This window comes from Pseudonocardia alaniniphila, assembly GCF_022524485.1.
Taxonomy (GTDB): domain Bacteria; phylum Actinomycetota; class Actinomycetes; order Mycobacteriales; family Pseudonocardiaceae; genus Pseudonocardia; species Pseudonocardia alaniniphila.
Genome location: NZ_JAKXMK010000013.1, coordinates 173,769 through 198,896, shown reverse-complemented (window position 1 = coordinate 198,896; position 25,128 = coordinate 173,769). Strand labels below are relative to the sequence as shown.

Below are 25,128 nucleotides of genomic sequence, written 5' to 3'. Positions count from 1 at the left end.
CCGGCGTGCCCCCAGGCTTCACGTCATGCGGATCATGCGGATCGTCGCGGGGGCGATCGTGCTGGCGCTCGCCGCGGTCGCGTGCTCGGCCGGTGCACCCGGGCAGGCGCCCGCAGGCGCCACGATCGCGGTGGGTGCTGCGGACGTGCTCGCCGACGAGCGGGTCCCGATCACGGTTCACGGCCTCGCCGCAGGAGAGGACGTCACGCTCTGGGCCCGCCGGGTCGACGATCTCGGCCGTCCATGGTTGGCGCACGCCACCTTCACCGCGGGGCCGGGCGGCACGGTGTCCGTGGACACGCAGGCCCCGCGGACCGGCACGTACTCCGGCGTCGACGCGATGGGGCTCTTCCGGTCGATGACGCTCGCCGACGGCGCCGCGCCCGGTCCGGCGTTTCCGGTGACCGCGGAGCCTGCGGTCACCGTGCAGCTGACGGCTCAGGCGGACGGTGAGCCGGTTGCGTCCACACAGGTCGTCCAACGGTTCGTTGCGCCTGATGTGGTCACCCGGCCGGTCCGTGAGGACGGGCTCGTCGGGGTGCTGCACACGCCGGCAGGCCCAGGGCCACACCCCGGTGTCCTCCTGCTCGGCGGATCCGAGGGCGGGGTGCCGGACAACGGCGTCGCCGGTCTGCTCGCCTCACGCGGTTTCGCCACGCTGGCGCTGGCGTACTTCGGCGCCGACGGGCTGCCGGGTGAGCTGGTGCGGATCCCGCTGGAGTACTTCGGGCACGCGATCACCTGGCTCAGCGCACGTCCCGACGTCGCCGACGGCCGGGTCGGGGTGATCGGCGCCTCGCGGGGAGGAGAGCTCGCCCTCTGGTTGGGTGCGACGTTCCCGCAGGTCGGGGCTGTGGTGTCGTACGTCGGGAGCGGCCTGGGCTACGCCGGCCTGCCGACGTCCGGGTTCACAGGCGGACGGCTCCCCCCGGCATGGACGTACGCGGGCGCGGACATGCCGAACCTCGCGCCCGCCTACGGGGCAGCCGCGTTCTGGCGCTATCTGCGGTCGATCATGCTCGGCACGCCGACCGCCGACGTCGCCGGTTCCTGGCCGGACGTCCTGGCCACGGGGCCCGAGGCGATGGCGGCGGCGACGATCCCGGTCGAACGGACCGACGGCCCGGTGCTGCTGCTCTCCGGCGGCGACGACCGGCTCTGGCCCAGCTCGCCGATGTCCGACGTCGCACTCAGGCGACTGGAGGCGCGCGGCCATGGACATCGGCACGAGCACCGCTCGTACGCGGACGCGGGGCACTTCTTCGTCGGCGCGCCGTACGCCGGCCCGTTCCCGACGGTGCTGGCGTCGCCTGCCTACGGTTCGCTGGCCGGTGGCGGGACACCGGAGGCGAACGCGCATGCAGCCGCCGACTCGTGGCCGCGAGTGCTGTCCACGCTGCGCGAAGGGCTGGGACCCCGATGACCGGTCACGCTGCGGTTCTGCTCAGGTCCGCCGCCGGTGGCGCCGCACACCTGCTCCTGGTCGGCGGGCTGCTCCTCGGGCTCGGACATCCGCTGGTCGGTCTTCTGGACGCCGCTGGGCTGGCGCTGCTCGGGGCGCTGCCGGCCGGGCTGCACGCCTCCCGGCGGCTGCGGCTGCCCGGTGCGGTGCTCGTGACCTCACTCGCGGTGGCCGTCGCCGTCGAGCTCGCGCTGCCTGGTCCGACCGTGGCCGTGCTCGGTGGCGAGCGGGTGACCACCGGCATGACGCTGCTCGCCGGCTACACGGCGGCCTGGCCGCTGCTCCTCGCCCTCGTGCTCCTCACCGGCGTCGTCGGCTGGTCTGCGACCGCCACAGTGCGACCACGACGGCTGATCGCGACAGGGGTCGCAGGCATGTCGGGCCTGACGTGCACCGGTCTGGTTCTGCTCTCGGGGGTGACGCGGGGATGGGTGCCGAGTCCCGTCGTCCCGCCGGCCTGGGGAGCGTCCGGGCTGTTCGTGCTCGCGGCGATGGCCGTGCTGTTCCTGCTCCGGACCCGCGTGCGCTCGCCTCTGCTCGTGCTCGCCGTGCCGCTGGCGGCTGCCGCCGTTCTCTCCTGGGTCACCGACCCTGTGGACGGCAACCCCGCCTCCGGCCTGGTCGCGTCCGGCGTGCTCTACGCCGTGCTCGCCCTACTGCTCGCCGCCGCCGAGCTCGCCGTCCGCGCTGCCGTACCCGCCTGGCGGACGGTCAGAACCCGAGCTTGCGGAGCTGACGCGGATCGCGCTGCCAGTCCTTCGCGATCTTGACGTGGAGGTCGAGGAACACCTTCGTGCCGAGCAGCGCCTCGATCTGGCGGCGGGAGTCGGTGCCCACCTGGCGGAGCCGCTCCCCGCCCTTGCCGATCATGATGCCCTTCTGGCTCTGGCGCTCCACGTAGATGCTGGCGTGGATGTTCAGCATGGGCGCGGCCTTCTCGTGCCTGCCCTCGCGTGGCACCATCTCCTCGATCACCACGGCGATCGAGTGCGGCATCTCGTCGCGCACGCCCTCCAGTGCGGCCTCCCGGATCAGCTCCGCGACCAGCGTCTCCTCCGGCTCGTCGGTGAGCTCGCCGTCCGGGTAGAGCGGCGGCCCCTCCGGCAGCCGGGCGACGAGGAGATCCGAGAGCAGGTCGACCTGGAACCCGTCGACCGCGGAACACGGCAGCACCTCGGCGAAGTCCATGAGCCCGGAGAGCTGCGTGAGCCGCTCGGCGATCTGCTCGGGCCGCGCGATGTCGGTCTTGGTGACGATGCCGAGCACGGGCGTGCGACCGGCGACCGACCGCAGCTCGTTCACGATGAACTCGTCGCCCCGGCCCACCGGGGCATCGGCCGGCACGCAGAAACCGATCACGTCGACCTCGGCCCACGTCTCGCGGACGACGTCGTTGAGCCGGCTGCCCAGCAGCGTGCGCGGCTTGTGCAGGCCCGGGGTGTCGACCACCACGAGCTGCGCGTCGGGCCGGTGCAGGATGCCGCGGATCGCGTGGCGGGTGGTCTGCGGCCTGCTCGACGTGATGGCGATCTTCGAGCCGATCAGGGCGTTGGTCAGCGTCGACTTGCCGGCGTTGGGACGTCCGACGAAGCAGGCGAACCCCGATCGGAAGCCATCGGGAACCGACGCGAACCCGTCGGTCACCGTGCGCCCCGCGCGGTCGGTGCCGTCATGCCGCGTTGAGCGGGGCGATCCGCTCACCCGTGAGGCGCTCGAGGATCTCCCGGCCGATCGGCATCGCCGCGGTGGCAGCGGGCGAGGGCGCGTTGAGCACGTAGAGGACGGAGCCCGCGCCGCGCTCACCGTCGGCGCCGCCCTGCGCGACGAACAGGAAGTCGTCGACGAGCGAGCCGTCCGGCTTCACGGCCTGGGCACGCACGCCCGCGCCCGAGGGCGTGAGGTCCTCGGCCTGCACGTCCGGCAGCATCCGCTGGATCTGCTGAACCATGGCCTTCTTCGACAGCGAGCGGTGCACCTCACCGAGCCCGTAGCGCCAGTGCTTGCGGGCCAGCCGCATCATGCCCGGGTAGGCCAGCGACTGGGCCAGCTCCTTCGGCTTGATCGTGCCCCACGAGTACCCCTCGCGCGCCAGCGCCAGCACGGCGTTCGGGCCGGCGTGGACGTGCCCGTCGATCCCGCGCGTGGCGTGCACGCCCAGGAACGGGAACGCGGGGTCGGGCACCGGGTAGATCAGGCCCTTGACCAGCTCTGCGGCCCGGGCGCTGAAGCCCGCGTACTCCCCGCGGAAGGGGATGATCCGAACACCCGGGTCGGCGCCGGAGGCCTTCGCCAGCTCGTCGCCGCGCAGCCCGGCACAGACCACCACCTGCTTGGCCAGCAGGTCGGTGCCGTCGGTGCGCACGACGACGTCCTCACGGCGGCGCACCAGCCGCAGCACCGAGCGGCCGAGCTGGATCTCGCCGCCCTCCTTCGCGACAAGCTCGCCGAGCTTCTCCGCGACGGCGCGGTAGTCGCAGATGCCGGTGGACGGCACGTAGAGAGCGGCGATCCCGCGGACGTGCGGCTCGTGCCGGCGCATCTCCGCCTGGTCGAGCTCGTGCGCCTCCACCCCGTTGGCGGCGCCGCGCCGGGCGAGCTCCGCCATCCGCGGCAGCTCCTCGGGCTCGGTGGCGACGACGAGCTTGCCGGTGACCTGGTGGGGCAGGTCGTGCTCGCGGCAGAACGCCACGGTCTCCGCGCAGCCGGCCACGGCGAGGCGCGCCTTCAGGCCGCCCGGGGCGTAGTAGAGCCCGGAGTGGATGACGTTGGAGTTGTTGCCGGTCTGGTGGGTGGCGAGGCGCGGCTCGCGCTCGAGCACGGCGACCGAGCGACCCGTGCGGGCCACGGCGTGGGCGGTGGCGAGGCCGACGATGCCGCCGCCGACCACGACGACGTCGAACCTCGGTGTGGCGGGGAAGGTCATGCGGAAGTCTCCGTGGAAGTCTGCGAGGCCGGGACCTGTGTGGTGGGGGTCTGCGGGCGGTGGATGTGCCGGACGGCGCCGGTGGGGTCGGCGCGCAGGAGATGGGCGGCGGGAGCGAGATCGCGGACGGCGGCAAGTGATGCGCCGTCGATCGAGTCGGACGCGGTGACGACCGCGGCGGCCTCCAGCCCGGGGGCGCCGCTCGACACGGCGGCGGCGACCGCTGCCTGCAGCGCGGTGAGCGACAGCGACGGAAGCGCCACCGAGGTGGCGGAATAGGTGCGGCCGTCGGTGTCGCGCACGGCAGCGCCCTCAGAAGCTCCCGTGCGGGCACGCGCCGAGCGGGCAAGCGTCACGATCTTGGCGTCCTCAGGGTCGAGTGCCTCCCCCGAATCACGCTGGTCGGACATCGCTCTCCTCCCGACGGCCGGCGCGTTCTGCGCCCGCATCGTCCCGTTCCTCGTCGTCCCCGCCCGCCTCCACCGGCTCAACGAGCACGGTGTTGATTCGGATCCGGCCGCGGGCGTCCTTTCCGCCTTCGGCGAGCAGCCGCAGCCCGGGTACCTCGGCCTCTGCGCCCGGAAGCGGCACCCGGCCGAGCTGCTGGGCGAGCAGGCCACCCACCGTGTCGACGTCGGCGGCTTCCAGCACGTCGCTGAGCAGGCTGTCGACGCCGTTGGCCCCGGGGAACAGCTCCACGAGATCCTCCACCGGCAGGCGCGCCGAGACCCGAAGCCTACGACCGTCCAGCTCCTGGACGTCGGGCACCTCCTCGGAGTCGTACTCGTCGGTGATCTCGCCGACGATCTCCTCCAGGATGTCCTCGATCGTGACCACACCCGCGGTGCCGCCGTACTCGTCGACGACGATCGCCATGTGGTTGCGCGTGCGCTGCATCTCCTTGAGCAGCTCGTCGATGCGTTTGCTGTCGGGGACGAACACCGCAGGCCGCATCACGCTCTCCAGCGCGTCGACCTCGTCGTCGGGCCCGGTGGAGCCTGCGCCCTGCACGGCCTGGACGAGGTCCTTCAGGTAGGCGACGCCCACGATGTCGTCGATGCTCTCGCCGAGCACCGGGATCCGCGAGTAGCCGCTCTTGAGTGCCAGCCGGAGCACCTTCTCGACCGGCGTGTCGCGCTCGGTCCACACCACGTCCGGCCGCGGCACCATCACCTCGCGCACGAGCGTGTCGCCCAGCTCGAACACCGAGTGGATCATCTGGCGCTCGTCCTCGTCGACCACGCCGCTGGTGCTCGCCATGTCGACGAGCTCGCGCAGCTCCACCTCGGAGGAGAACGGGCCCTGCCGGAACCCCTGACCAGGGGTGATGGCGTTACCGATGAGGATCAGCAGCTTCGTGAGGGGGCCGAGCAACGTGGCGAGCGCGCGGATCGGCGCCGCGACGATCATGCCGACGCGATACGGGTGCTGACGACCGAGCGTGCGCGGGCCGACCCCGATCAACACGTAGCTCACCACGACCATGATCCCGCCGGCGATGAGCGCCGCCATCCACACGGGCTGCATGGTCTCCACCAGCGCCACGGTGAGCAGAACGGTGGCGGCGGCCTCGGCCGCGAGTCGCAGCAGCAGCAGCAGGTTGACGTGGCGCGGGCGGTCGGCCACGACCGCGGCGAGCGCACGCGATCCGGGCCGGCCCGCACGGACGAGCGCGTCGACCCGGGCTCGGGAGACCGAGTTGAGCGCAGCGTCGGCAGCCGCGAACAAGCCCGCGAGCGGGACGAGCAGGACCGCGATGACGATCAGCGGGATGCTCATGATGAGGCCGTCAGCTGTCTTCGAGCCCGACGGTGCCGAGCACTGCGTCGTCGCTGCGACGCTGGGCCTCGCGAGCGGCGGTCTCCGCGATGGCGGCGCGCCAGTCGGTGAGGAGCTTGTTCTGCAGGGCGAACATCTCGCGTTCCTCGTCGGGCTCGCCGTGGTCGTAGCCGAGCAGGTGCAGCACGCCGTGCACGGTGAGCAGGTGCAGCTCGTCGGAGAGCGTGTGGCCGGCCTGACGGGCCTGCGCCTTGGCGAACTCCGGGCAGAGCACGATGTCGCCGAGCAGCGCGGGCCCCATGTCCGGGGCGTCGGGCCGTCGGGACTCCTCGGTGAGCTCGTCCATCGGGAACGACATCACGTCGGTGGGGCCGGGCTCGTCCATCCAGCGCTCGTGTAACTCGCTCATCACTTCCGTGGTGACGGCGAGGATGCTCAGCTCGGCTGCGGGGTTGACATGCATCGCGTCGAGGGCGTGGCGCGCCACCGAGGCGATGAGCGACTCGTCCACGGTGACGCCGGACTCGTTGCAAACCTCGATCGACACCCGATTAACCCCTGATCCGGCCGGTGATGAACAGGGGCCCAGCCTAGCCCGTGGCCGTGGGTAGGTTCGGCTGCATGGGCACCAGCGCATCCGTCACGAACTGGGCGGGCAACATCGTCTTCGGAGCCGGCAGCTTTCGCAGGCCGGACTCCGTTCCCGCGCTGCAGGAGCTGGTGGCGGGGAGCGACAGGATCCGGGCCCTGGGCACCGGGCACTCGTTCAGCCCGATCGCCGACACGACGGGTGACCTCGTGTCGCTCGCCGACCTGCCGAAGATCGCGCACATCGATCCGGACGCCGCCACCGTCACGGTCTCGGCCGGGGCACGGTACGGGGAGGTGACCGGAATGCTGACCGCGGCAGGCTTCGCCCTTCCCAACCTCGGCTCGCTGCCCCACATCTCCATCGCGGGCGCCTGCTCGACCGGCACCCACGGTTCCGGGAACGGAAACGGCGCCCTCGCGACAGCCGTGTCGGCCGTCGAGCTGGTGGGGGCCGACGGCGAGCTGCGCACGGTGCGCCGGGGTGATGCCGAGTTCGCGGGCTCCCTCGTCGCACTCGGCGCGCTGGGCATCGTCACCACATTCACCCTCGACCTGCGCCCGGCCTTCGACCTGCGGCAATGGGTCTACGAGGGCCTGCGCGGGTTCGACGACGTCGAGGAGGTGCTGGCGGCCGCGTACAGCGTCAGCCTCTTCACCTACTGGGAGGGCGAGGGCTTCGAGCAGGTGTGGATCAAGCAGCGCGACACCGACCCCGAGCCCCCGTTGCGCTGGCTCGGCAGCACCCGCGCCGACGGCCCGCGGCACATGGTGCGTGGGGTCGACCCGCGGCACTGCACGCCGCAACTGGGCGTGGTCGGCCCGTGGAACGAGCGGCTGCCGCACTTCCGGCTGGAGTTCACCCCGAGCAGCGGCGAGGAGTTGCAGTCGGAGTATCTGCTTCCGCGCGGCTCGCTCGTCGACGCATTGCGCGCCCTCGACCGGATACGCGACACGATCGCGCCCGTCCTGCAGGTGTGCGAGATCCGCTCGATCGCCGCCGACGACCTGTGGCTCTCCCTCGCCCACGAGCGTGACAGCGCCGCGGTGCACTTCACCTGGGTCGCCGACACGGCCGCGGTGCTCCCGGTGGTGGCGGCCGTTGAGGCGGTGCTGGAGCCGTTCGGTGCGCGGCCGCACTGGGGCAAGGTGTTCGGCATCGAGCCGGACGCGGTGCGGGCGCTCTGGCCACGCCTGCCCGACGTGGAGCGGCTCCTGCGCCGGCACGACCCCGCAGGCAAGTTCCGCAACGCGATGGTGGACCGCTACCTGCCCGCATGACGCACCTGGCCCGGCGCGGATTCCGCGCCGGGCCAGGAGCACTCGTCCGTGGAGCCTGGGGCTCAGCCTCCGGCCTGAGGAGCCGGCTGACCGCCGGGTGCGGTCTGCCGGGCGCAGGTGGTGTCCTGCGCCGGGAGCGTGAGATCCACCAGGTAGCGCGTGGCGGCCGCATCCGCGCAGGCGTTGGCCCCCTGGAGCGCCACCGTGTGCCCGTCGTTCTCCACGGTCAGCAGCCGGGCCTTCATCTGCCTGGCCAGCGACACGCCGTCCTCGTACGGGGTGGCAGGGTCGCCGGTCGAGGAGACGACCAGCACGGTGGGCAGGCCCGGCGCCTCGACGGGCCCGGGCTGGCTGGTGGGCGGCACCGGCCAGAACGAGCACTGCTCCAGCGCGTCGGACGGCCCGACCCCCGCGTCGTAGAACGGCGCGATCTCCAGCGACTCCTTGCTGATCTCGAGCGCGACGCTGCGGTCGGTAAGCCGGTCGGAGTCGACGCAGTTGATCACCGGGAAGGCTTCCAGCAGATTGCTGTAGCTGCCGTCAGGTGCCCGCTCGTAGTAGGCGTCGGCCAGCCGCAGCAGGTTGGCGCCGTTGCCCTGCGTCACCTGCACGAGCCCTTCCTGCAGGAAGCCCCACAGCGACTCGGAGTACAGCGCGGTGAGCACGCCGGTCATGGCGTCGTTGTAGCTCAGCGTGCGCCCGCCCGCGGCCGGGACCGGCGTGTTGATCAGCGGCCGCAGGAGGTCCTGCAGCTTCTTCGACGCGCCCGGCACGTCGGTGCCCAGCGGGCATCCGGCCTGCCCGACGCAGGCCTTGGCGAAGTTGTCGAAGGCCCGCTGGAAGCCACGGGCCTGCGTGAGCCGCGACTCCACAGGGTTCAGCGAGGGGTCGACCGCGCCGTCGAGCACCATCGCGCGCACCGACTGCGGGAACTGCTCGGCGAACTCGGAGCCGATGTGCGTGCCGTAGGAGTAGCCGACGTAGTTCAGCTTCTCGTCGCCCACCACCTGGTGGGCGATCTGCAGGTCGCGGGCCACGTCGCGGGTGCCCACGTTGGCGAGCACGTCGAGGCCCACGCGGTCGGCGCACCGCTGCGCGAAGTCCTTGTACTCCTGCTCGGTCTTCGCGACGCCCTCCGGCGAGGTGTCGAGATCGAGGTCCGCGCGATCGGCATCGATCTCAGCGGTGTTGGAGCAGTCGATCGTGGGCTCGGAGACACCGACACCACGCGGGTCGAACCCGATGAGGTCGAACTTCTGGGCCACCTCGCCGTTGCCGATCAGACCGGCGATCGACGGCAGGAAGCTCACACCCGAGCCACCGGGGCCGCCCGGGTCGGTGAACAGCGAGCCGATCCGGGCCGCCGGGTCGAGCGCCTTCTGCCGGAGCATGGCGATCTTGGCGGTCTTGCCGTCCGGGTTCGCATAGTCGAGCGGCACCTCGAGATAGGTGCAGTCGAACTTGGGGTCGGCGAAGGTCTGCCGGTCGGCATCCGTGCGCGCGAAGTCGGTGCAGGGGCCCCAGGACAGCTCCTGGGACAGGAAACGATCGAGCCCCGGCTGGGCGGGCGCCGGTGCAGGCGCCGCCGCAGCCACGGGCGGGACGGCAATGGACAGTCCTACCAGGAGCGTGAACGTGCTCGCGACGACCGCGCGACGGGACAACCTCACGAAGGGGAATCTTGTCGGTGATGGGTCCCCCGGGCAACCACCAGGCGCGGCACGGCAGTGTTCAGCGCCGACGTGACCGCCTGTCCTGCGGCGGGCCTGTGCGCGGCGCAGCCGCCCGCAGGTTCGGTCTCTCGTTGCCGGCGTCCCAGCGCGCGTAGGCGTCGACGATGTCGGCCACCAGCCGGTGGCGCACCACGTCGGTGCTGGTCAGCAGCGAGAAGTGGACGTCGTCGACGTCGCCGAGGATGTCGCGCACGACGTTGAGCCCCGATCGGGTGCCACCGGGCAGGTCGACCTGCGTGACGTCACCGGTGACCACGATCTTGGAGCCGAACCCGAGCCGCGTCAGGAACATCTTCATCTGTTCGGGCGTGGTGTTCTGGGCCTCGTCCAGAATGATGAAGGCGTCGTTGAGCGTGCGGCCGCGCATGTACGCGAGCGGCGCCACCTCGATGGTGCCGGCAGCGATCAGCTTCGGGATCGACTCGGGGTCGATCATGTCGTGCAGCGCGTCGTAGAGCGGGCGCAGATACGGGTCGATCTTCTCGTAGAGCGTGCCGGGCAGGTAGCCGAGCCGCTCCCCCGCCTCCACGGCCGGCCGGGTGAGGATGATCCGGTTGACCATCTTGGCCTGCAACGCCTGCACGGCCTTGGCCATGGCGAGGTAGGTCTTGCCCGTGCCGGCCGGGCCGATGCCGAAGACGATGGTGTGGGCGTCGATGGCGTCGACGTAGCGCTTCTGGTTGAGCGTCTTGGGCCGGATCGTCTTGCCGCGCCGGGACAGGATGTCGAGGCTCAGCACCTCGGCGGGCGACTCCCCGATGCGGGCGCGCTCGTCGGCCTCGCCGTCGGCGAGCATCTCGACGGTGCGCCGCACGGCGTCGGTGGAGACCTGCTGCCCGCGCTCCGCGAGCATGATCAGCTCGGTGAACACCCGCTCCGCGAAGGCCACGTCGGCCGGGGATCCGGTGAGGGTGAGCTCGTTACCTCGGACATGGACGTCGGCGTCGAGCAACTCCTCGGCGACGCGCAGGCTCTCGTCGCGCGAACCCAGCAGCGCGAGCAGAGCGGTGTCCGGAACGGCCATGCGGGACTGGACGGGATCCGGATGTGACAAGGGCTGTGCCGCCTGCTTTCCATCTGCTGGGACTCTGCTGCCTGAGGACCCTGCGATGTTACCGCCACACCCCGACAGAACGCCCGACCTTTCCGTAGCCGATGCCTCGGCGTTCGGCCGAGTGAGGTCCGGCACCTACCGGAGCCCCGCACGTCATCCGGTGTTTACCTTGGATGGCCGGTGTGCCGTGCCCTGGGTGGGTCGACAGACCGTCGGCCACCGGATGTGAGGCCGCGGTGCAGAGCACCGGGAAGGTGTGAGAAATGGGCCGCCGGGCCACCCACCGTGTGCACGCGTCCTGCGCCCGACCGGCTGCAGGAGGCTGCGCGTGACCACCACTGCCGCTGTCGGGGTCGGCTCGGCTGCGCGGCCTGCGGTTTTCACCACGGATGTCGCAGCGCCGCCGCGCACGCTGCTGGAAATCCTCGCGGTGACCGCCGCGCTGCACCCGAACGCCACCGCGCTCGACGCCGGTGGGGTGGCGCTGAGCTATCGCCGGCTCGCCACCGACGTCGAGGCCGTCCGCGCCAGGCTCGCCGCCGCAGGCATCGGCCGCGGCGACCGGGTCGGGGTACGGATCGCCTCCGGCACGGTCGAGCTCTACGTCGCGATCCTCGCTGTGCTCGCGGCAGGCGCTGCGTACGTCCCGGTGGACGCCGACGACCCCGACGAGCGAGCGGAACGGGTGTTCGGCGAGGCAGCGGTCTGCGCCGTGCTCGGCGACGGCTGCGCGATCGCGATGCGCCACGACCCGATCGGCACGCCCGGACGCCCCCGTCCCGACGACGACGCCTGGGTCATCTTCACCTCCGGTTCCACCGGCACCCCGAAGGGTGTGGCGGTCCGGCACGCCGGCGCTGCCGCGTTCGTCGACGCGGAGGCGCGGATGTTCCTCGCCGACGAGCCGATCGGGCCGGGCGACCGGGTGCTCGCGGGCCTGTCCGTGGCCTTCGACGCGTCATGTGAGGAGATGTGGCTCGCCTGGCGGCACGGTGCGTGCCTGGTGCCGGCCCCGCGGTCGCTGGTGCGCACCGGCGTCGACCTGGGCCCATGGCTCGCGGCGCAGCGGATCACGGTCGTCTCCACCGTGCCGACGCTCGCCGCGCTGTGGCCGGCCGACGCGCTCGAGGACGTCCGGCTGATGATCTTCGGGGGTGAGGCGTGCCCGCCCGAGCTCGCGGAGCGGGTCGCCGTGGAGGGCCGCGAGGTGTGGAACACCTACGGTCCGACCGAGGCGACCGTGGTCGCCTGCGCCTCGCCGCTCACCGCCGACGGCCCGGTGCGTATCGGGCTCCCGCTCGAGGGCTGGCAGCTCGCGGTCGTCGATGCCGAGGGTGAGCCGGTCCCCATGGGCGGGACGGGTGAGCTGGTGATCGGCGGCGTCGGGCTCGCCCGCTACCTCGACGCGGCGAAGGACGCCCAGAAGTTCGCTCCGCTGCCGTCGCTCGGCTGGCCCCGCGCCTATCGCAGCGGCGATGTCGTCCGCGCCGAGGAGGCCGGTCTGCTGTTCCTCGGCCGGGCCGACGAGCAGGTCAAGCTGGGCGGCAGGCGGATCGAGCTCGGCGAGGTGGACGCCGCACTGCACGCGCTCCCCGGTGTGCGCGCCGCCGCAGCCGCGGTGCGCCGGACAAGGGCGGGCAACCAGGTCCTGGTCGGCTACGTCGCCCCGGAGACCGGTGAGTTCGACTCCGACAGCGCCGCGCACCGGCTTCGCGACCGCCTGCCCGCCTCGCTCGTCCCGCTGCTCGCGGTGGTCGAGGAGCTGCCCACCCGCACGTCCGGGAAGGTCGACCGCGAGGCCCTGCCCTGGCCGCTCCCGTCGGGATCGGGCGAGGACCTGGTCGCGGCGGGCGTACTGACCTCGACGGAGGGCTGGCTCGCGCAGGGCTGGGCCGAGATCCTCGGCGCTCCCGTCACCGATCCGAGCGCCGACTTCTTCACCCACGGCGGTGGCAGCCTCACCGCAGCCCAGCTGGTTGCGCTGATCCGCGCCCGGCATCCGCAGGTGTCGGTCAACGACCTCTACCTGCGCCCGACTCTTCACGAGCTTGCAGGCTGGCTCGACGCGCAGAGCACCGCACCCACCGCCCGTCGCGAGATCAGGCCCACTCCGCGGCTCACCGGGGTGGTGCAGGCGTTGCTCCTGGTTCCCATGCTCGCGCTCGTCGGGCTCCGCTTCACCACGACCGCGGCCGCGCTGTCCACGCTCGCCGCGCTCTCCGGGGTGTTGCCCTGGGCGCCCGCGGTGCCGTGGTGGTGGCTCGTGCTGGGGTGGCTGGTGCTGTTCAGCCCGCCGGGCCGGATCGGGATCGCCGCAGGTGGGGCCCGGCTCCTGCTGCGTGGGGTGCGGCCGGGCAGCTACCCCCGCGGCGGCTCGGTGCACGTCCGGCTGTGGGCCGCCACCCGGCTCGCCGAACTCTCCGGCGCCACCGGGGCAACCGCGGCCTCGTGGACGACACAGTACGCACGCGCACTCGGGGCGAAGATCGGCAAGGACGTCGACCTGCACTCCGCACCCCCGGTGACGGGGATGCTCAAGCTCGGCCGGGGCGCCGCGGTGGAGCCCGAGGTCGACCTGTCCGGCCACTGGGTCGACGGCGACGTCGTGCACGTCGCCAAGATCCGGATCGGTGCGGGGGCACGGGTCGGCGCGCGCAGCACCCTGTTCCCCGGCGCACGGGTCGGCCGGGGCGCCGAGGTCACCCCGGGGTCGACCGTGCAGGGCGCGGTACCCGCGGGTCAGCGCTGGTCGGGCTCGCCCGCCCACCGCACCGGCAGGAGCGACGTGAACCGGCCGGCGGACCGGCCACCCCGCTCCCGGTTCTGGGTGGCGGCCTACGGCGTCACGTCGGCCGTGCTCGGGCTGTTCCCGGCGCTCGCCGCGCTGCCCGCGCTCGTGATCGTCGGCTTCGCGGTGTCGGGAGCCTCCACACCCGCCGCCGTGACGCGTGCCGCGCTGCCGGCCGTCCCGCCGGCTGCGCTCGCCTACGTCGTCGGGTACGCCCTGCTGGTGCTCGTCGGTGTGCGGTTGCTCGGCGCGGGGATGCGCGCGGGTCTGCACCCCGTCCACAGCCGGGCGGGGTGGCAGGTCTGGACCACCGAACGCCTGATGGCGATGGCCCGCATCGCGCTGTTCCCCCTCTACGCGAGCCTGTTCACGCCGGTCTGGCTGCGGCTGCTCGGGGCTCGTGTCGGCAAGGACGTGGAGGCGTCCACCGTGCTGGCGCTGCCCCGGATGACGACCGTCGCCGACGGGGCGTTCCTCGCCGACGACACGATGGTTGCGACCTACGAACTGGGCGGCGGCTGGATGCACGTCGGGCCCGCCCGGATCGGCAAGCACGCGTTCCTCGGCAACTCCGGCATGACCGGCCCTGGGCGTTCGGTACCCAACCGTGGCCTGATCGGGGTGCTCTCCTCGACACCGCGGAAGGCGAAGAAGGGCTCGTCATGGCTCGGGCTGCCGCCGATGCCGCTGCGCCGGGCGGTCGAGCAGGGTGACACGAGCCGGACGTTCCATCCCCCGCGCAGACTGAAGGTGGCGCGCGGGCTCGTCGAACTCTGCCGGGCCGTCCCGGTGATGTGCTCCGTGGCTCTCGCCATGGGCGTGCTCGCCGCGCTGCTGGCCGTGGACGCCGCCGGCGGGCTGCTGCTCGCCGCTGTGCTGGCCGGCCCGTTCCTGCTGGCTGCCGGGCTCGTCGCCGCCGCCACGGCGACCGCCGCGAAGTGGCTGCTGATCGGCCGGTTCCGCGCAGTGGAGCACCCGCTGTGGAGCTCGTTCGTGTGGCGCAACGAGCTCGCGGACACCTTCGTCGAGGTGCTCGCGGTGCCCTGGCTCGTCGGCCCGGCGAGCGGCACCCCGGTGCTCACCGCCTGGCTGCGCAGCATGGGCGCGAAGGTCGGCCGCGGTGTGTGGCTGGAGACCTACTGGCTGCCCGAGTCGGACCTCGTCCGGCTCGGGGACGGGGCCACCGTCAACCGCGGCTGCGTCGTGCAGACCCACCTCTTCCACGACCGGATCATGAGCATGGACGAGGTGCGGCTCGACCAGGGCGCGACGCTCGGGCCGCACGGGATCGTCCTACCGGGCGCCGGGATCGGAGCACGCACCACCGTGGGCCCGGGATCGCTGATCACCCGAGGTGACGCGGTGCCCGCCGACACCCGCTGGCTGGGCAACCCGATCACCGCGTGGCCCGCAGGCGCAGGACGGTAAGGATGGACCCCAAGGCCGGGCCACCGGCCGGTGCCTGCCGCTCGGCCGACTCCTATCTTCCCGAGCACGGCAACGGCGGCTACCGGGTCACGCACTACGACCTCGACCTCGCCTACAAGGTCCGCTCCAACCGGCTCTCCGGGCGAGCCACGCTCACGGCCGTGGCCGGGCAGCCGCTCGGCCGGTTCAGCCTCGACCTCGGTGCGTTCACGGTCCCCCGCGTCAGCGTCGACGGGAGGCAGGCACGGTTCAGCCACCGCGGCGGGAAGCTCCACGTCACGCCGGCCCGGCCGGTGGCGGCCGGCGCCTCGTTCGTCGTCGAGGTGCGCTACGGCGGCAACCCGCGGCCCATCGACAGCCCGTGGGGCGACATCGGCTGGGACGAGTTGACCGACGGGGCTCTCGTCGCCGCACAGCCCATCGGCGCGCCGTCCTGGTTCCCGTGCAACGACCACCCTGCGGACAAGGCCGCGTACCGGATCGCCGTGACCACCGAAGCGCCCTACACGGTGCTGGCGACCGGCGTGCCGACCGGTCGGCGGCGCTCCGCCGGCAGCCGTACATGGGTCTTCGAACGGCCGGAGCCGACGGCGACCTACCTGGTCAGCGTGCAGATCGGCCGATACGAACAGCTGGACCTGGCCCGCGGCGGCGTCCCCCAGGTGGCCGGGGTACCGGCACGCCTGCGCAAGAACGCCGCCCGCGACCTCGGGCGGCACGGGCAGATCATGACGGCCTGCGAAGGGCTCTTCGGGCCGTACCCGTTCGGCGACTACGTGGTGGTGGTGACCGACGACGACCTGGACGACCCGATCGAGGCGCAGGGCATGTCGATCTTCGGCGCCAACCACGTCGACGGGAAGCGGACCCACGAGCGGCTGGTGGTGCACGAACTCGCGCACCAGTGGTTCGGCAACAGCCTGACGATCGCGGACTGGCGCCACATCTGGCTCAACGAGGGCTTCGCGACGTACGCGGAGTGGCTGTGGTCGGAGACGTCGGGCGGGCCCGCGGCCCAGGCGCACGCCCGTGAGTGGCACGAGGTGGTGGCGGGCCTGCCCGCCGACCTGGTGCTCGCCGACCCCGGCGTCGAGCGGCTGTTCGACCAGCGCGTGTACAAACGCGGCGCGCTGGCCCTGCACGCGCTGCGCCTGCGGATGGGCGACGAGCGCTTCTTCGCCCTGCTGCGCGCCTGGACCAGGCGGCACCGGCACTGCTCGGTGACCACCGAACAGTTCACCGCACTCGCCGGCGTGCACGCGGGCGCCGATCTGTCCCCCTTCTTCTCCGAGTGGCTGTACGGCGAGGCGCTTCCCGATCTGCCGCGCTGAGCCCCCGCCGTCCGAGGCTTCTGCGCGGACGGCGACGCGAGTCAGGATGTGACCGTGCACGATGACTCGGCTCTCGTCCTCCCGCGGATCGCGCGGTTCTTCCGCGAGCGACTCCTCCCCGCCGTCTACCGCGACCGCGTCCCGGCCCAGCTGACGGCGTGGACGGCGCCTGGTGAGCCCGTTCCGTTCGCCGAAGCCGTGCGGCAGGAGTTCGCTCCGATCACCCCCGGCACGGCGTGGGGACGGCCGTGGGGCACGGTCTGGTTCCACGTCACCGGGTCCGTCCCGGCGGCCTGGACCGATCCCGCCACGCGGCCCGAGCTCGTCGTCGACCTAGGCTTCTCCTCGGCCGTCCCCGGTTTCCAGGCCGAAGGGCTCGCCTACACGCCCGGCGGCGTGGTGGTGGCCGCGGTCGAGCCGATGAACATGCACGTGCCTCTCCCCGACGGCGCTGGATCCGCCGTTGACCTCTACGTCGAGGGCGCCTCGAACCCCGACGTCGGGAGCGGCTGGACGTACTCCCCGAGCCCCCTCGGCGACCCCCTCACCGCGGGCTCCGACCCGATCTACCGCCTCGGCGGCGTGGACGTCGCGCTGGTCGACCTCCCCGTCTGGGAGCTGACCCAGGACGTCTGGACGCTGTCGGGGCTGGTCGGTGAGCTGCCCGCCGACCTGCCTCGGCGCGCCGAGGTGCTGCGGGCACTCGAACGGGCCGTCGACGCCGTCGACCCGGACGACGTCTCCGGCACCGCGGACTTGGGCCGGGCCGAACTGGCCGGTGTGCTGGCGAGCCCGGCCTACGCCAGCGCCCACCGGGTACACGCCGTCGGCCACGCCCACATCGACTCGGCGTGGCTCTGGCCGGTGCGCGAGACCGTCCGCAAGGTCGCCCGGACGTTCGCCAACGTGCTGTCCCTGATGGACACCGACGACGAGTTCGTGTTCGCCGCGTCCTCCGCCCAGCAGTACGCCTGGCTCAAGGAGCACCAACCCGAACTGTTCGAGCGGGTGAAGGCGCGCGTCACGGAAGGCCGGTTCGTGCCGGTCGGCGGGATGTGGGTGGAGTCGGACACCAACATGCCCGGCGGCGAGGCGCTGGCGCGCCAGTTCGTGGCGGGCAAGCGGTTCTTCCGCGAGCAGCTGGGTGTGGACCCGCAGGAGGTGTGGCTCCCGGACTCGTTCGGCTACTCCGCCGCGTTGCCGCAGATCATGGCCGCCGCCGGAGCGCGCTGGTTCCTCACCCAGAAGATCTCCTGGAACGAGACGAACGTGATGCCGCACCACACGTTCCGCTGGGAGGGCATCGACGGCACCCGGATCTTCACCCACTTCCCGCCGGTCGACACGTACAACTCGCAGCTCTCGGCGCAGGAGCTGGCACGGGCTCAGCGCCAGTACGCCGAGAAGGGCCGGGCAAACACGTCGCTGGTGCCCTTCGGCTGGGGCGACGGCGGTGGCGGGCCGACACGGGAGATGCTGGCCGCCGCGGCGCGCACCCGATCGCTGGAGGGTTCACCGGCCGTGCGGATGACCTCGCCCGCGGAGTTCTTCGCCACTGCCGAGGCCGAGTACCCGCTGCCGCCGGTGTGGTCGGGCGAGCTCTACCTGGAGTTCCACCGCGGCACCTACACATCGCAGGCACGGACCAAGCGGGGCAACCGGCGCAACGAGCACCTGCTGCGGGAGGCCGAGCTGTGGGCCGCCACGGCCGCCGTGCGCACCGGCGCGGCGTATCCCGTGGACGTCCTGGAGCGGTGCTGGCACACCGTGCTGCTGCAGCAGTTCCACGACATCCTGCCGGGCACGTCGATCGCGTGGGTGCACCAGGAGGCGGAGCGCAACCATGCCCGCGTCAGCGCGGAGCTCGAGGAGGTCATCTCGCGGTCGCTCGCGGCGCTCGTGGGAGAGGGCGACGAGGAGATCACCGCGAACGCAGGCCCGTACGTCCGCGACGGTGTGCCTGCCCTGGGCGGCGCGACGCCGTCGCGTCCCGGCGGGCGGGCGACGATCGAGGAGAGCGGTGATGGCCTCGTGCTCGCCAACGACGCGGTCCGGGTCGTCATCGACGAGCGCGGGCTGTTCACCTCGGTCCGCGACCTCGCCGCCGACCGCGAGGTCGTGGCACCGGGCACCACCGCGAACCTCCTCCAGCTGCACCGCGACACCCCCGCGAAGTGGGACGCCTGGGACATCGACGAGACCTACCGGCGCCACGGCCGCGATCTCGTGGACGTCGACGAGCTGACGGTGCTCGAGCGCGGACCGGAGCGGGTGTCCGTGCGGATCGTCCGCAAGCCGGGGGCGTCCACGATCACGCAGGTCGTGAGCCTGACCGCCGGCTCGCCGGCGATCGACGTCGTCATCGACGTCGACTGGCACGAGCGGCAGAAGCTGCTGAAGCTCGCGTTCCCGCTCGACGTGCACGCCGACCGCGCGACCTCGGAGATCCAGTTCGGGCACCTGCACCGCCCGATCCACACCAACACCTCGTGGGACGCGGCGCGGTTCGAGACCGTGGCCCACCGGTGGGTGCACGTCGGTGAACCGGACTACGGCGTGGCAGTGGCCAACGACTCGACCTACGGCCACGACGTGAACCGCAGCACCCGCCCGGACGGGGGCACCACCACAACCGTGCGGCTCTCCCTGCTGCGCGCGCCGCTCTTCCCCGACCCCACCGCCGACCAGGGGGAGCACCGGCTCGCGGTCTCCTTAAGCGTGGGCGCCACGATCGCCGACGCCGTGACCGAGGGCTACCGGCGCAACCTGCCGCTGCGGACGGTGCGTGGCCGGGCCGGGATAGACCCGCTGGTGACGGTCGACCATCCCGCCGTTGTCGTCGAAGCCGTGAAGCTCGCCGAGGACGGCAGCGGCGACGTGGTCGTGCGGCTCTACGAGGCGCACGGCGGCCGAGCCATGGCCTCGATCAGGGCGGACTTCGCACACTCCGGCGTGGTCGAGACCGATCTGCTGGAGACCCCGCTGGAGCAGCCGGTGGCCCTGTCCGCCGACGGCACCCGGCTGGCCCTGCGCCCGTTCCGCATCGTCACGCTGCGCTTCGCACGTGGCGCAGGAGGCTGACAAATCGGCCGAACCCGGCCATGCAAAGCTACGCCTCGTGATCATCGCGGGGTCGAACCTGGTCCGGATCGGCCTCGTGGCGCTCGGCGTGGGGGGTGCTCCTCACGCTGGCCGGGCCCGTCGCCGGCGCCCAGGGCACGCAGGGGCCTGCCGAGCTCGCGCCGACGATGCTGGTGCTCGACGCGTCCGGCTCGATGACGGGCGCGGACCCTGCGGGCGGCACCAAGATGGACGCCGCCAAGAAGGCGGTGCACGCCCTGGTCGCCGCCGCACCCGACGGCGCTCCTGTCGGCCTCGCCGTCTACGGCACCGGCACCGGCAACTCCGACGCCGAACGCGCTCAGGGTTGCCAGGACGTCACAGTGCTGCGCCCGCCGGGTGCGATCGACAAGGCCGCACTCGCCACGGCCGTCGACGGTGTCGTTCCCCGCGGCTACACCCCGATCGGACGCTCCCTCCAGGTGGCCGCCGAGCAGCTGCCACCCGAGGGCCCCCGCTCGATCGTGCTCGTCTCCGACGGCGAGGACACCTGCGCCCCACCCGAGCCCTGCGATGTGGTGCGCACGCTCTCCGGGCAGGGCGTCGACCTCGTCGTCCACGCCGTCGGCTTCGGTGTCGACGCCGTCGGCTTCGGTGTCGACGCCGTCGCCCGCGCCCAACTCGCCTGCGTCGCCCAGGCCACCGGCGGCACCTACACCGACGCGCCCGACGCCGGCGCACTGCAACGCGTGCTCCCCCGCGTCACAGCCACAGCGCTGCGCAACTACCAGCCTGCGGGCACACCCATCACGGGCACGCCGACCTTCGACGCCGCGCCGGTGGCCGGCCCGGGACAGCACCTCGACACCATCGGCCAGCACGAGCAGCGCTACTACGCGGTCGACGTGCCCGCAGGCGCCACGGCCTACTTCAGCGCGACGGTCTCCTTCCCGCGCCTGCGCGGGATCGATCTGGTCAGCGACTTCAACACCCTTCAGCTGCGCACCTACGGCGACGGCGGCGAGGACTGCCACGAGTTCGTGTCCGAGCAGACGAGCAGGTCATCGGACGGAGCCGCGCTCACCGTCGCCACCACCTGGGACGGCGCCACCAAGGACGCCACCGGCAGCAGCCCGGCCGCCGACGCGTGCAAGGGAGGTGGCCGCTACTGGTTCGCGCTGGAGTGGGACCGGGTGTCGGCGGGCGTGCCCGAGCGGCTCCCTGTCGAGCTCCTCGTCGGCGTCGAGCCCGCGGTGACCGACCCGGGGCCAGTTGCCGTACTGCCTCTGGGCGCGTTCGTCGAGCCGACGGGCACACCCCGGCCTGTGGTGGGCGGTGGCTCCTTCAACGTCGCCGGCACGCTGGACGGCTCCGGCAGCTACTCGGACGTTCTGCAGCGCGGTGAGTTCGTGTTCTACCGGGTGCGGCTGGACTGGGGGCAGGGGCTCACCTACCGCGTGCGGCTCGGCGAGACACCGGGCCGAGGGACCGAGAACCTCTCTCCCGTCTCCACACGGGTGTACACGCCGACGCGCGAGGAGATCGGCGAGGAGTTCGCGTCGTACAACGGGGACGCCCGCCAGCTGCCGAGCAACACACCCGCGCTCACCACCGTGCCGGTGCGCTACGGCAACCGGAACGCCGATGTGGTGGCGACCCGCACGCAGAGCGTGGCCGGCTGGTACTCGATCTCCGTTCAGGTGGGCGCGCCCCACACCGACACCGGCACCGCGGCCCCGGTGCCGATCCAGCTCGACCTCACCGTCACCGGCGACCCGGAGCCCGGCCCGGCGTACGCGTTCTCCTCGCCCGAGGCGCAGCGGATCGGGCCGTTCGGCGAGCCCGGCACACCCGCGACCCCGCCGGTGGCCGTCGCCCCCGGTGCTGCCCAGGGCGAGGCCGCGAGCACCACAGTGGTCTCGCCTGGCGGTTGGGCCACGATCGCGGGCGGTGCCGCGCTCGTGGTGGCCCTGGGCACCGGCCTCGTGCTGCGGAGCCGCCGCCGGGCGCGGTAGCGGCAGAGCACTAGTGACCGCGGAACGCCTCCGCGAGCCACCACGAGCCACCGTCCGAGGCGATCTTCGCGTCGACCAGCATCGGGGCGGTGCGTGGACCGTTCACCCACTCCGCCACCGGCTTCAGATCGTCCGGGGTACGCACCGTCACGGCGTCGAAGCCGAACCCCCGCCCGATCGCGGCGATGTCGGTGTCGGGGAACGTGACGGTGGTGTGGTCGGCGCCGGTGAAATGGTGCACCTCGGCGCCGTAGCCGCGGTCGTCGTAGATCACGACGACCATCGGGAGCCCGAGCCGCGCCACGGTCTCCAGCTCCGCGGCGGCCATCAACGCTCCGCCGTCGCCCAGCGCGGCGACGGCGAGCCGGTCCGGGCGGGCGAGCGCCGCCCCGACCGCCGTGGCGAGGCCGAGCCCGATCGACTGGAACGCCTGCGTGAAACAGAACCCGTGCTCGTCGGGAACGCGCAGGTAGGCGCTCGGATACCCCATGAAGTTCCCGGAGTCGACGGCCACCGTCCGATCGTCGGGCAGCAGATCGTCGAGTGCGATCGACAGCGTGCGGGGGTCGATGCCGTCGGGCCCGGTGAGGTCGTCGTAGGCGACGGTGTTCCAGCGGCCGCGCTCGGCGATCGACGCCCGGACCTCGCCGGTGCGGTAGCCCGTGCGGCGCTCCTGGTAGACCGCCAGCACGTCGGCAGCCGTCGCGCCCACGTCACCCAGCACGCCGAGGTCCACCGGCCGGTTCGCCCCGATCGCGTCGGTGTCGAGGTCCACCTGCACGACCCTGGCGCCCGGCCCGATCAGCGCGCCGTGGCGCATGGTCCACATGTTCAGCGTGCAGCCCCAGCCCACCACCAGGTCGGCCTGCGTGATCAGCTCCGCGGCCAGCGGCGAGGCGAACCCGCCGGAGATCCCCAGCGACCAGGGGTCATCGTGGAACAGCCCGTTCGCCACGGCCGACGTGGCCAGCAGCGCGCCGCACGCCTCGGCCAGCGCGCGAAGCTGCTCCCGTGCGTCGCGCGCGCCCCGACCGGCCACGAACACCGGGCGCTGCGCCGCCGTCAGCAGCGTGACGAGCTCCGCCACCGACGCAGCGGACGGCCGCACCGGCGCCAGTGCGGGCAGCGCGGGTACCTGCATCGGCTGTGGAGCCGCGGCGGCCTGCACGTCGAGGGGCAAGTTGAGCACCACGGTGCGGCGCTGCTCGACGGCGGTGCGGAAGGCCCGGACGACGTCGGCGGCTGCCGACTCCGGCGAGTGGACGCGTTCCGCGACCGCACCGACCGCTTCGACGAGCGCGTCCTGGTCGATCCGGAAGTTCGACCGCACAGCGGCGCCGCCCGTGTCGGCGGCCAGCACCAGCATCGGCGTGCGACTCTTCGCGGCCTCGGCGATCCCGGTCATCGCGTTGGTGAGCCCGCAGCCCTGGTGCAGGGAGAGCACGCCGACGCGCCCGCTCGTGCGGGCATAGGCGTCGGCCATCGTCGCCGCGCCGCCTTCGTGGCGCGCCGCCACGAACGGGAGGCCACCGGCGCGCAATGCGTTGGTGACGTGGAAGTTCCCGCTCCCCACCACCCCGAAGGCGTGCCCGACCCCCAGTTCGGTGAGCGCGCGGCCCACCAGCTCGGCGACGATCATGTGGTCATCTCCCGATCGCAGGGCTCATACAGCCCGTTCAGCCGGGCGCCCTCGCCGTCCGCCATCACGGCTCCACCAGCGCCAGCACCCGGGCCGGGCTCCCCGACCCGCCGACGATCGGCAGCGGACCCGCGATCACCACCGCGCCGGTGGGCGGCAGCTGCGCAAGGTTCTGCAGCTGGGTCAGCCCGTACTTGCCCGCCCCCAGCATGTAGGAGTGGCACGGGAACGGCGGGTCGAACGAGTGCGCCGCACCCGCGTCGGTGCCCACGGTCTCCACGCCGAGCCCCATCACCGGGGCCTCCTCGGCGAGCCACTTCGCGCACTCGACGGAGATGCCGGGCGTGTGCGACCCCGTCTCGTCGGCGTTCAGGAATGCGTCGGCATCATCGCTGCGGCTGTCCCAACCCGTCCGGTAGAGCAGCCAGCCACCCTCCGGGAGTGGCCCGTGCTCGGACTCCCACGCACGGACGTGGTCGATCTCCAGCAGGAAGTCCGGGTTCTTCTCGCACTCCGCCGAGAAGTCCAGCACGGCGGCGGGCGCTACCAGCCGAGCGGCCGGCACCTGCGCGATGTCCTCGCCGTCCTTCGCGGTCACCCAGTGCACCGGCGCATCGAAATGCGTGCCGGTGTGCTCAGAGGTCTGGATGTTGTTCCAGTACCAGGCGGGGCCGCGGTCGTCGTAACGGCTCATCTCGGTGAGCCCGAACGGCGAGGCGTTGGCGAACTGCGGAGGCAGCTGGAGAACCGGGGTTCCGCTGTGCAGCGGCGCGGTGAGGTCGATGACCTCGACGGCACGCGTGCGTAGCGCGTCGAGCAGGTTCTGCAGCACCGGCATGGCAGGTTCCTCCGAGATCGGCATGTGGTCGTAGGCGTATCGCGATCCCCAATGATCCTTGCGTATGACTGCATATCCGCCCAGTGCGCGAAGTACTAGTCCTTGAGGAGACGCTCCAGGGCGTCGCGGCAGGCGCGCCACGCGGCGCTCGACGGGTCGATCAGTGCCATGTGGTCCACCCCTGGCAGCGTGACGAGCTCGGCCGCGTCCCCGGCCGCAGCCACGAACCGCTCGCTCTGCCGGATCGGCACGTTCACGTCCGCGGTGCCGTGCACGCACACCACCGGCGCGCCGATCGGGAGGCGGGCGATGGGCGATGCGAGCGAGTACCGGTCCGGGACATCGGACGGGTCACCGCCGAGCAGCGCCTGCACCGCACCGCTGCCCACCCGGCGTTCGGCGGCGTCGACGAGGTCCAGTACACCGGCCTGGCTGACGACGCCACGCAGTTCGACGAGAGGCCCCGCGCCGGGCGCACCCGCGGGAAGCCCGGAACGGGCGGCGAGCCACGTGGCGAGGTGTCCGCCTGCGGAGTGCCCGACCGCGACGACGCGCTCCATCGGCAACCGGCCACCGACCGCGTCCTGCACCGGACCGGCCAGCGCATCCACCGCCGCCGCGACGTCGTCGAACGTGCGGGGCCAGCCACCGCTGTCGCCGTCGGCGGAGCCGGTGCTGTCGGCCGGCACCGGCACCCGCCGGTACTCGATGTTCCATGCGGCGAGCCCGGCGTCCGCGAGGTCGGCGGCCAGCGGGCGACCCAGCTCGAGTCCGTAGGCCTGCCGCCAGAAACCACCGTGCACCACGACGGCGACCGCTCGGACATCGCCTGCCGGAAGGGTCAGCTCGCCGAACTGGGCGGGGTGGATGCCGTATTCGAACCGGAGTGGGGCCTCTGGGCGACTCACGGACGGGATCATGACACGGGAAACCGATTCGTCACGTCGCGGTGGACGTGGGGGGACACCCACCGCGACGTGACTCCGCCGGTTGAGGGGGACTCCACCGGCGGCCCCGTGGGCGAGCACGCTCACGGTGCGGGCCGGCCGTCTGCACGGCCGGATTCCGACAGAAGGTACCGCGAGGAACGAACCGTGAAAGCCGTCCTCACCCGGATGAACCCGCAGGTCCGACGTATCTGGACCCGGACGGGGGCGCTCGGGGCCGTCAATGCTGATGAGAGCGCCGGTGGCCCGCCGAGCGATCGGC

At 72.6% G+C, this 25,128-nt stretch carries 17 protein-coding genes; 7 read left to right on the top strand and 10 right to left on the bottom strand.

The genetic code is table 11. The features are described 5' to 3' along the window. The first annotated feature begins 25 nt into the window (after positions 1-25). Both MMF94_RS17360 and MMF94_RS17355 read left to right on the top strand, forming a co-directional pair. A complete protein-coding gene (locus MMF94_RS17360) occupies positions 26-1,423 on the top strand; it encodes an acyl-CoA thioesterase/bile acid-CoA:amino acid N-acyltransferase family protein (RefSeq protein ID WP_241037851.1) in 1,398 nt (465 codons plus the stop codon). Continuing rightward, on the top strand, positions 1,420-2,232 hold the full coding sequence (locus MMF94_RS17355) for a hypothetical protein (RefSeq protein ID WP_241037850.1): 813 nt from the start codon (positions 1,420-1,422) through the stop codon (positions 2,230-2,232). Before MMF94_RS17360 ends, MMF94_RS17355 begins: the two co-directional genes overlap by 4 nt. On the opposite strand, the gene era is transcribed toward MMF94_RS17355, so the two are convergent. The 5 genes from era to ybeY are packed head-to-tail and all read right to left on the bottom strand — an operon-like array spanning position 2,174 to position 6,711. Further along, the gene (gene era, locus MMF94_RS17350) at positions 2,174-3,106 is read right to left on the bottom strand and encodes a GTPase Era (protein WP_241037849.1); all 933 of its coding nucleotides are present in this window, start codon (positions 3,104-3,106) and stop codon (positions 2,174-2,176) included. The genes MMF94_RS17355 and era overlap by 59 nt on opposite strands. Before the next feature lie 25 nt (positions 3,107-3,131). After that, positions 3,132-4,385 (bottom strand): L-2-hydroxyglutarate oxidase, encoded by a 1,254-nt coding sequence (gene lhgO / locus MMF94_RS17345; protein ID WP_241037848.1) that lies wholly within the window; start codon positions 4,383-4,385, stop codon positions 3,132-3,134. After that, positions 4,382-4,795, bottom strand: coding sequence for a cytidine deaminase (locus MMF94_RS17340; protein WP_241037847.1), 414 nt, complete (start codon positions 4,793-4,795; stop codon positions 4,382-4,384). Before MMF94_RS17340 ends, lhgO begins: the two co-directional genes overlap by 4 nt. Continuing rightward, positions 4,779-6,164, bottom strand: a complete 1,386-nt coding sequence (locus tag MMF94_RS17335) for a hemolysin family protein (protein ID WP_241037846.1) — start codon at positions 6,162-6,164, stop codon at positions 4,779-4,781. Before MMF94_RS17335 ends, MMF94_RS17340 begins: the two co-directional genes overlap by 17 nt. Before the next feature lie 10 nt (positions 6,165-6,174). Next, positions 6,175-6,711, bottom strand: a complete 537-nt coding sequence (gene ybeY / locus MMF94_RS17330; protein WP_241037845.1) for an rRNA maturation RNase YbeY — start codon at positions 6,709-6,711, stop codon at positions 6,175-6,177. A gap of 74 nt (positions 6,712-6,785) precedes the next feature. On the opposite strand from ybeY, the gene MMF94_RS17325 reads away from it, so the two are divergent. Continuing rightward, the gene (locus tag MMF94_RS17325) at positions 6,786-8,033 is read left to right on the top strand and encodes an FAD-binding protein (RefSeq protein ID WP_241037844.1); all 1,248 of its coding nucleotides are present in this window, start codon (positions 6,786-6,788) and stop codon (positions 8,031-8,033) included. 62 nt (positions 8,034-8,095) lie between these two features. On the opposite strand, the gene MMF94_RS17320 is transcribed toward MMF94_RS17325, so the two are convergent. Together MMF94_RS17320 and MMF94_RS17315 are read right to left on the bottom strand one after the other, a co-directional pair. Continuing rightward, positions 8,096-9,703, bottom strand: a complete 1,608-nt coding sequence (locus MMF94_RS17320) for an alpha/beta hydrolase (protein WP_241037842.1) — start codon at positions 9,701-9,703, stop codon at positions 8,096-8,098. Between the two features lie 61 nt (positions 9,704-9,764). After that, complete coding sequence (locus MMF94_RS17315) at positions 9,765-10,790, bottom strand: PhoH family protein (RefSeq protein WP_241037841.1); 1,026 nt, start codon at positions 10,788-10,790, stop codon at positions 9,765-9,767. Positions 10,791-11,148: 358 nt separating this feature from the next. Between MMF94_RS17315 and MMF94_RS17310 the strand changes: the two genes are divergently transcribed. From MMF94_RS17310 to MMF94_RS17295, 4 genes are all read left to right on the top strand, one after another. Beyond that, entirely contained in the window at positions 11,149-15,036 is a 3,888-nt protein-coding gene (locus MMF94_RS17310; protein WP_241037839.1) for a Pls/PosA family non-ribosomal peptide synthetase, read from the top strand. 2 nt (positions 15,037-15,038) lie between these two features. Beyond that, positions 15,039-16,367, top strand: coding sequence for a M1 family metallopeptidase (locus MMF94_RS17305; protein WP_241037838.1), 1,329 nt, complete (start codon positions 15,039-15,041; stop codon positions 16,365-16,367). Between the two features lie 54 nt (positions 16,368-16,421). Continuing rightward, entirely contained in the window at positions 16,422-19,448 is a 3,027-nt protein-coding gene (locus MMF94_RS17300; protein WP_241037837.1) for an alpha-mannosidase, read from the top strand. 95 nt (positions 19,449-19,543) lie between these two features. After that, entirely contained in the window at positions 19,544-21,442 is a 1,899-nt protein-coding gene (locus MMF94_RS17295; protein WP_241037836.1) for a vWA domain-containing protein, read from the top strand. A gap of 10 nt (positions 21,443-21,452) precedes the next feature. Here the strand turns inward: MMF94_RS17295 and MMF94_RS17290 are convergent, their stop codons facing one another. The 3 genes from MMF94_RS17290 to MMF94_RS17280 all read right to left on the bottom strand — a co-directional run bounded on the left by MMF94_RS17290 (position 21,453) and on the right by MMF94_RS17280 (position 24,827). Then, positions 21,453-23,081 carry a thiamine pyrophosphate-binding protein gene (locus MMF94_RS17290; protein ID WP_241037835.1) on the bottom strand — a complete coding sequence of 543 codons (1,629 nt, stop codon included), beginning with the start codon at positions 23,079-23,081 and terminating at the stop codon, positions 21,453-21,455. A 64-nt stretch (positions 23,082-23,145) separates the two neighbouring features. Continuing rightward, the gene (locus MMF94_RS17285) at positions 23,146-23,919 is read right to left on the bottom strand and encodes a cyclase family protein (RefSeq protein ID WP_241037834.1); all 774 of its coding nucleotides are present in this window, start codon (positions 23,917-23,919) and stop codon (positions 23,146-23,148) included. A gap of 95 nt (positions 23,920-24,014) precedes the next feature. Continuing rightward, on the bottom strand, positions 24,015-24,827 hold the full coding sequence (locus MMF94_RS17280; RefSeq protein WP_241037833.1) for an alpha/beta hydrolase family protein: 813 nt from the start codon (positions 24,825-24,827) through the stop codon (positions 24,015-24,017). Positions 24,828-25,128: the final 301 nt, after the last annotated feature.

Coding starts and splice junctions, on each gene's coding strand:
- MMF94_RS17315 (WP_241037841.1), bottom strand. CDS start 10,790: ATGGCCGTTCCGGACACCGCTCTGCTCGCGCTGCTGGGTTCGCGCGAC.
- lhgO (WP_241037848.1), bottom strand. CDS start 4,385: ATGACCTTCCCCGCCACACCGAGGTTCGACGTCGTCGTGGTCGGCGGC.
- MMF94_RS17340 (WP_241037847.1), bottom strand. CDS start 4,795: ATGTCCGACCAGCGTGATTCGGGGGAGGCACTCGACCCTGAGGACGCC.
- MMF94_RS17355 (WP_241037850.1), top strand. CDS start 1,420: ATGACCGGTCACGCTGCGGTTCTGCTCAGGTCCGCCGCCGGTGGCGCC.
- MMF94_RS17285 (WP_241037834.1), bottom strand. CDS start 23,919: ATGCCGGTGCTGCAGAACCTGCTCGACGCGCTACGCACGCGTGCCGTC.
- MMF94_RS17290 (WP_241037835.1), bottom strand. CDS start 23,081: ATGATCGTCGCCGAGCTGGTGGGCCGCGCGCTCACCGAACTGGGGGTC.
- MMF94_RS17335 (WP_241037846.1), bottom strand. CDS start 6,164: ATGAGCATCCCGCTGATCGTCATCGCGGTCCTGCTCGTCCCGCTCGCG.
- MMF94_RS17305 (WP_241037838.1), top strand. CDS start 15,039: ATGGACCCCAAGGCCGGGCCACCGGCCGGTGCCTGCCGCTCGGCCGAC.
- MMF94_RS17360 (WP_241037851.1), top strand. CDS start 26: ATGCGGATCATGCGGATCGTCGCGGGGGCGATCGTGCTGGCGCTCGCC.
- MMF94_RS17325 (WP_241037844.1), top strand. CDS start 6,786: ATGGGCACCAGCGCATCCGTCACGAACTGGGCGGGCAACATCGTCTTC.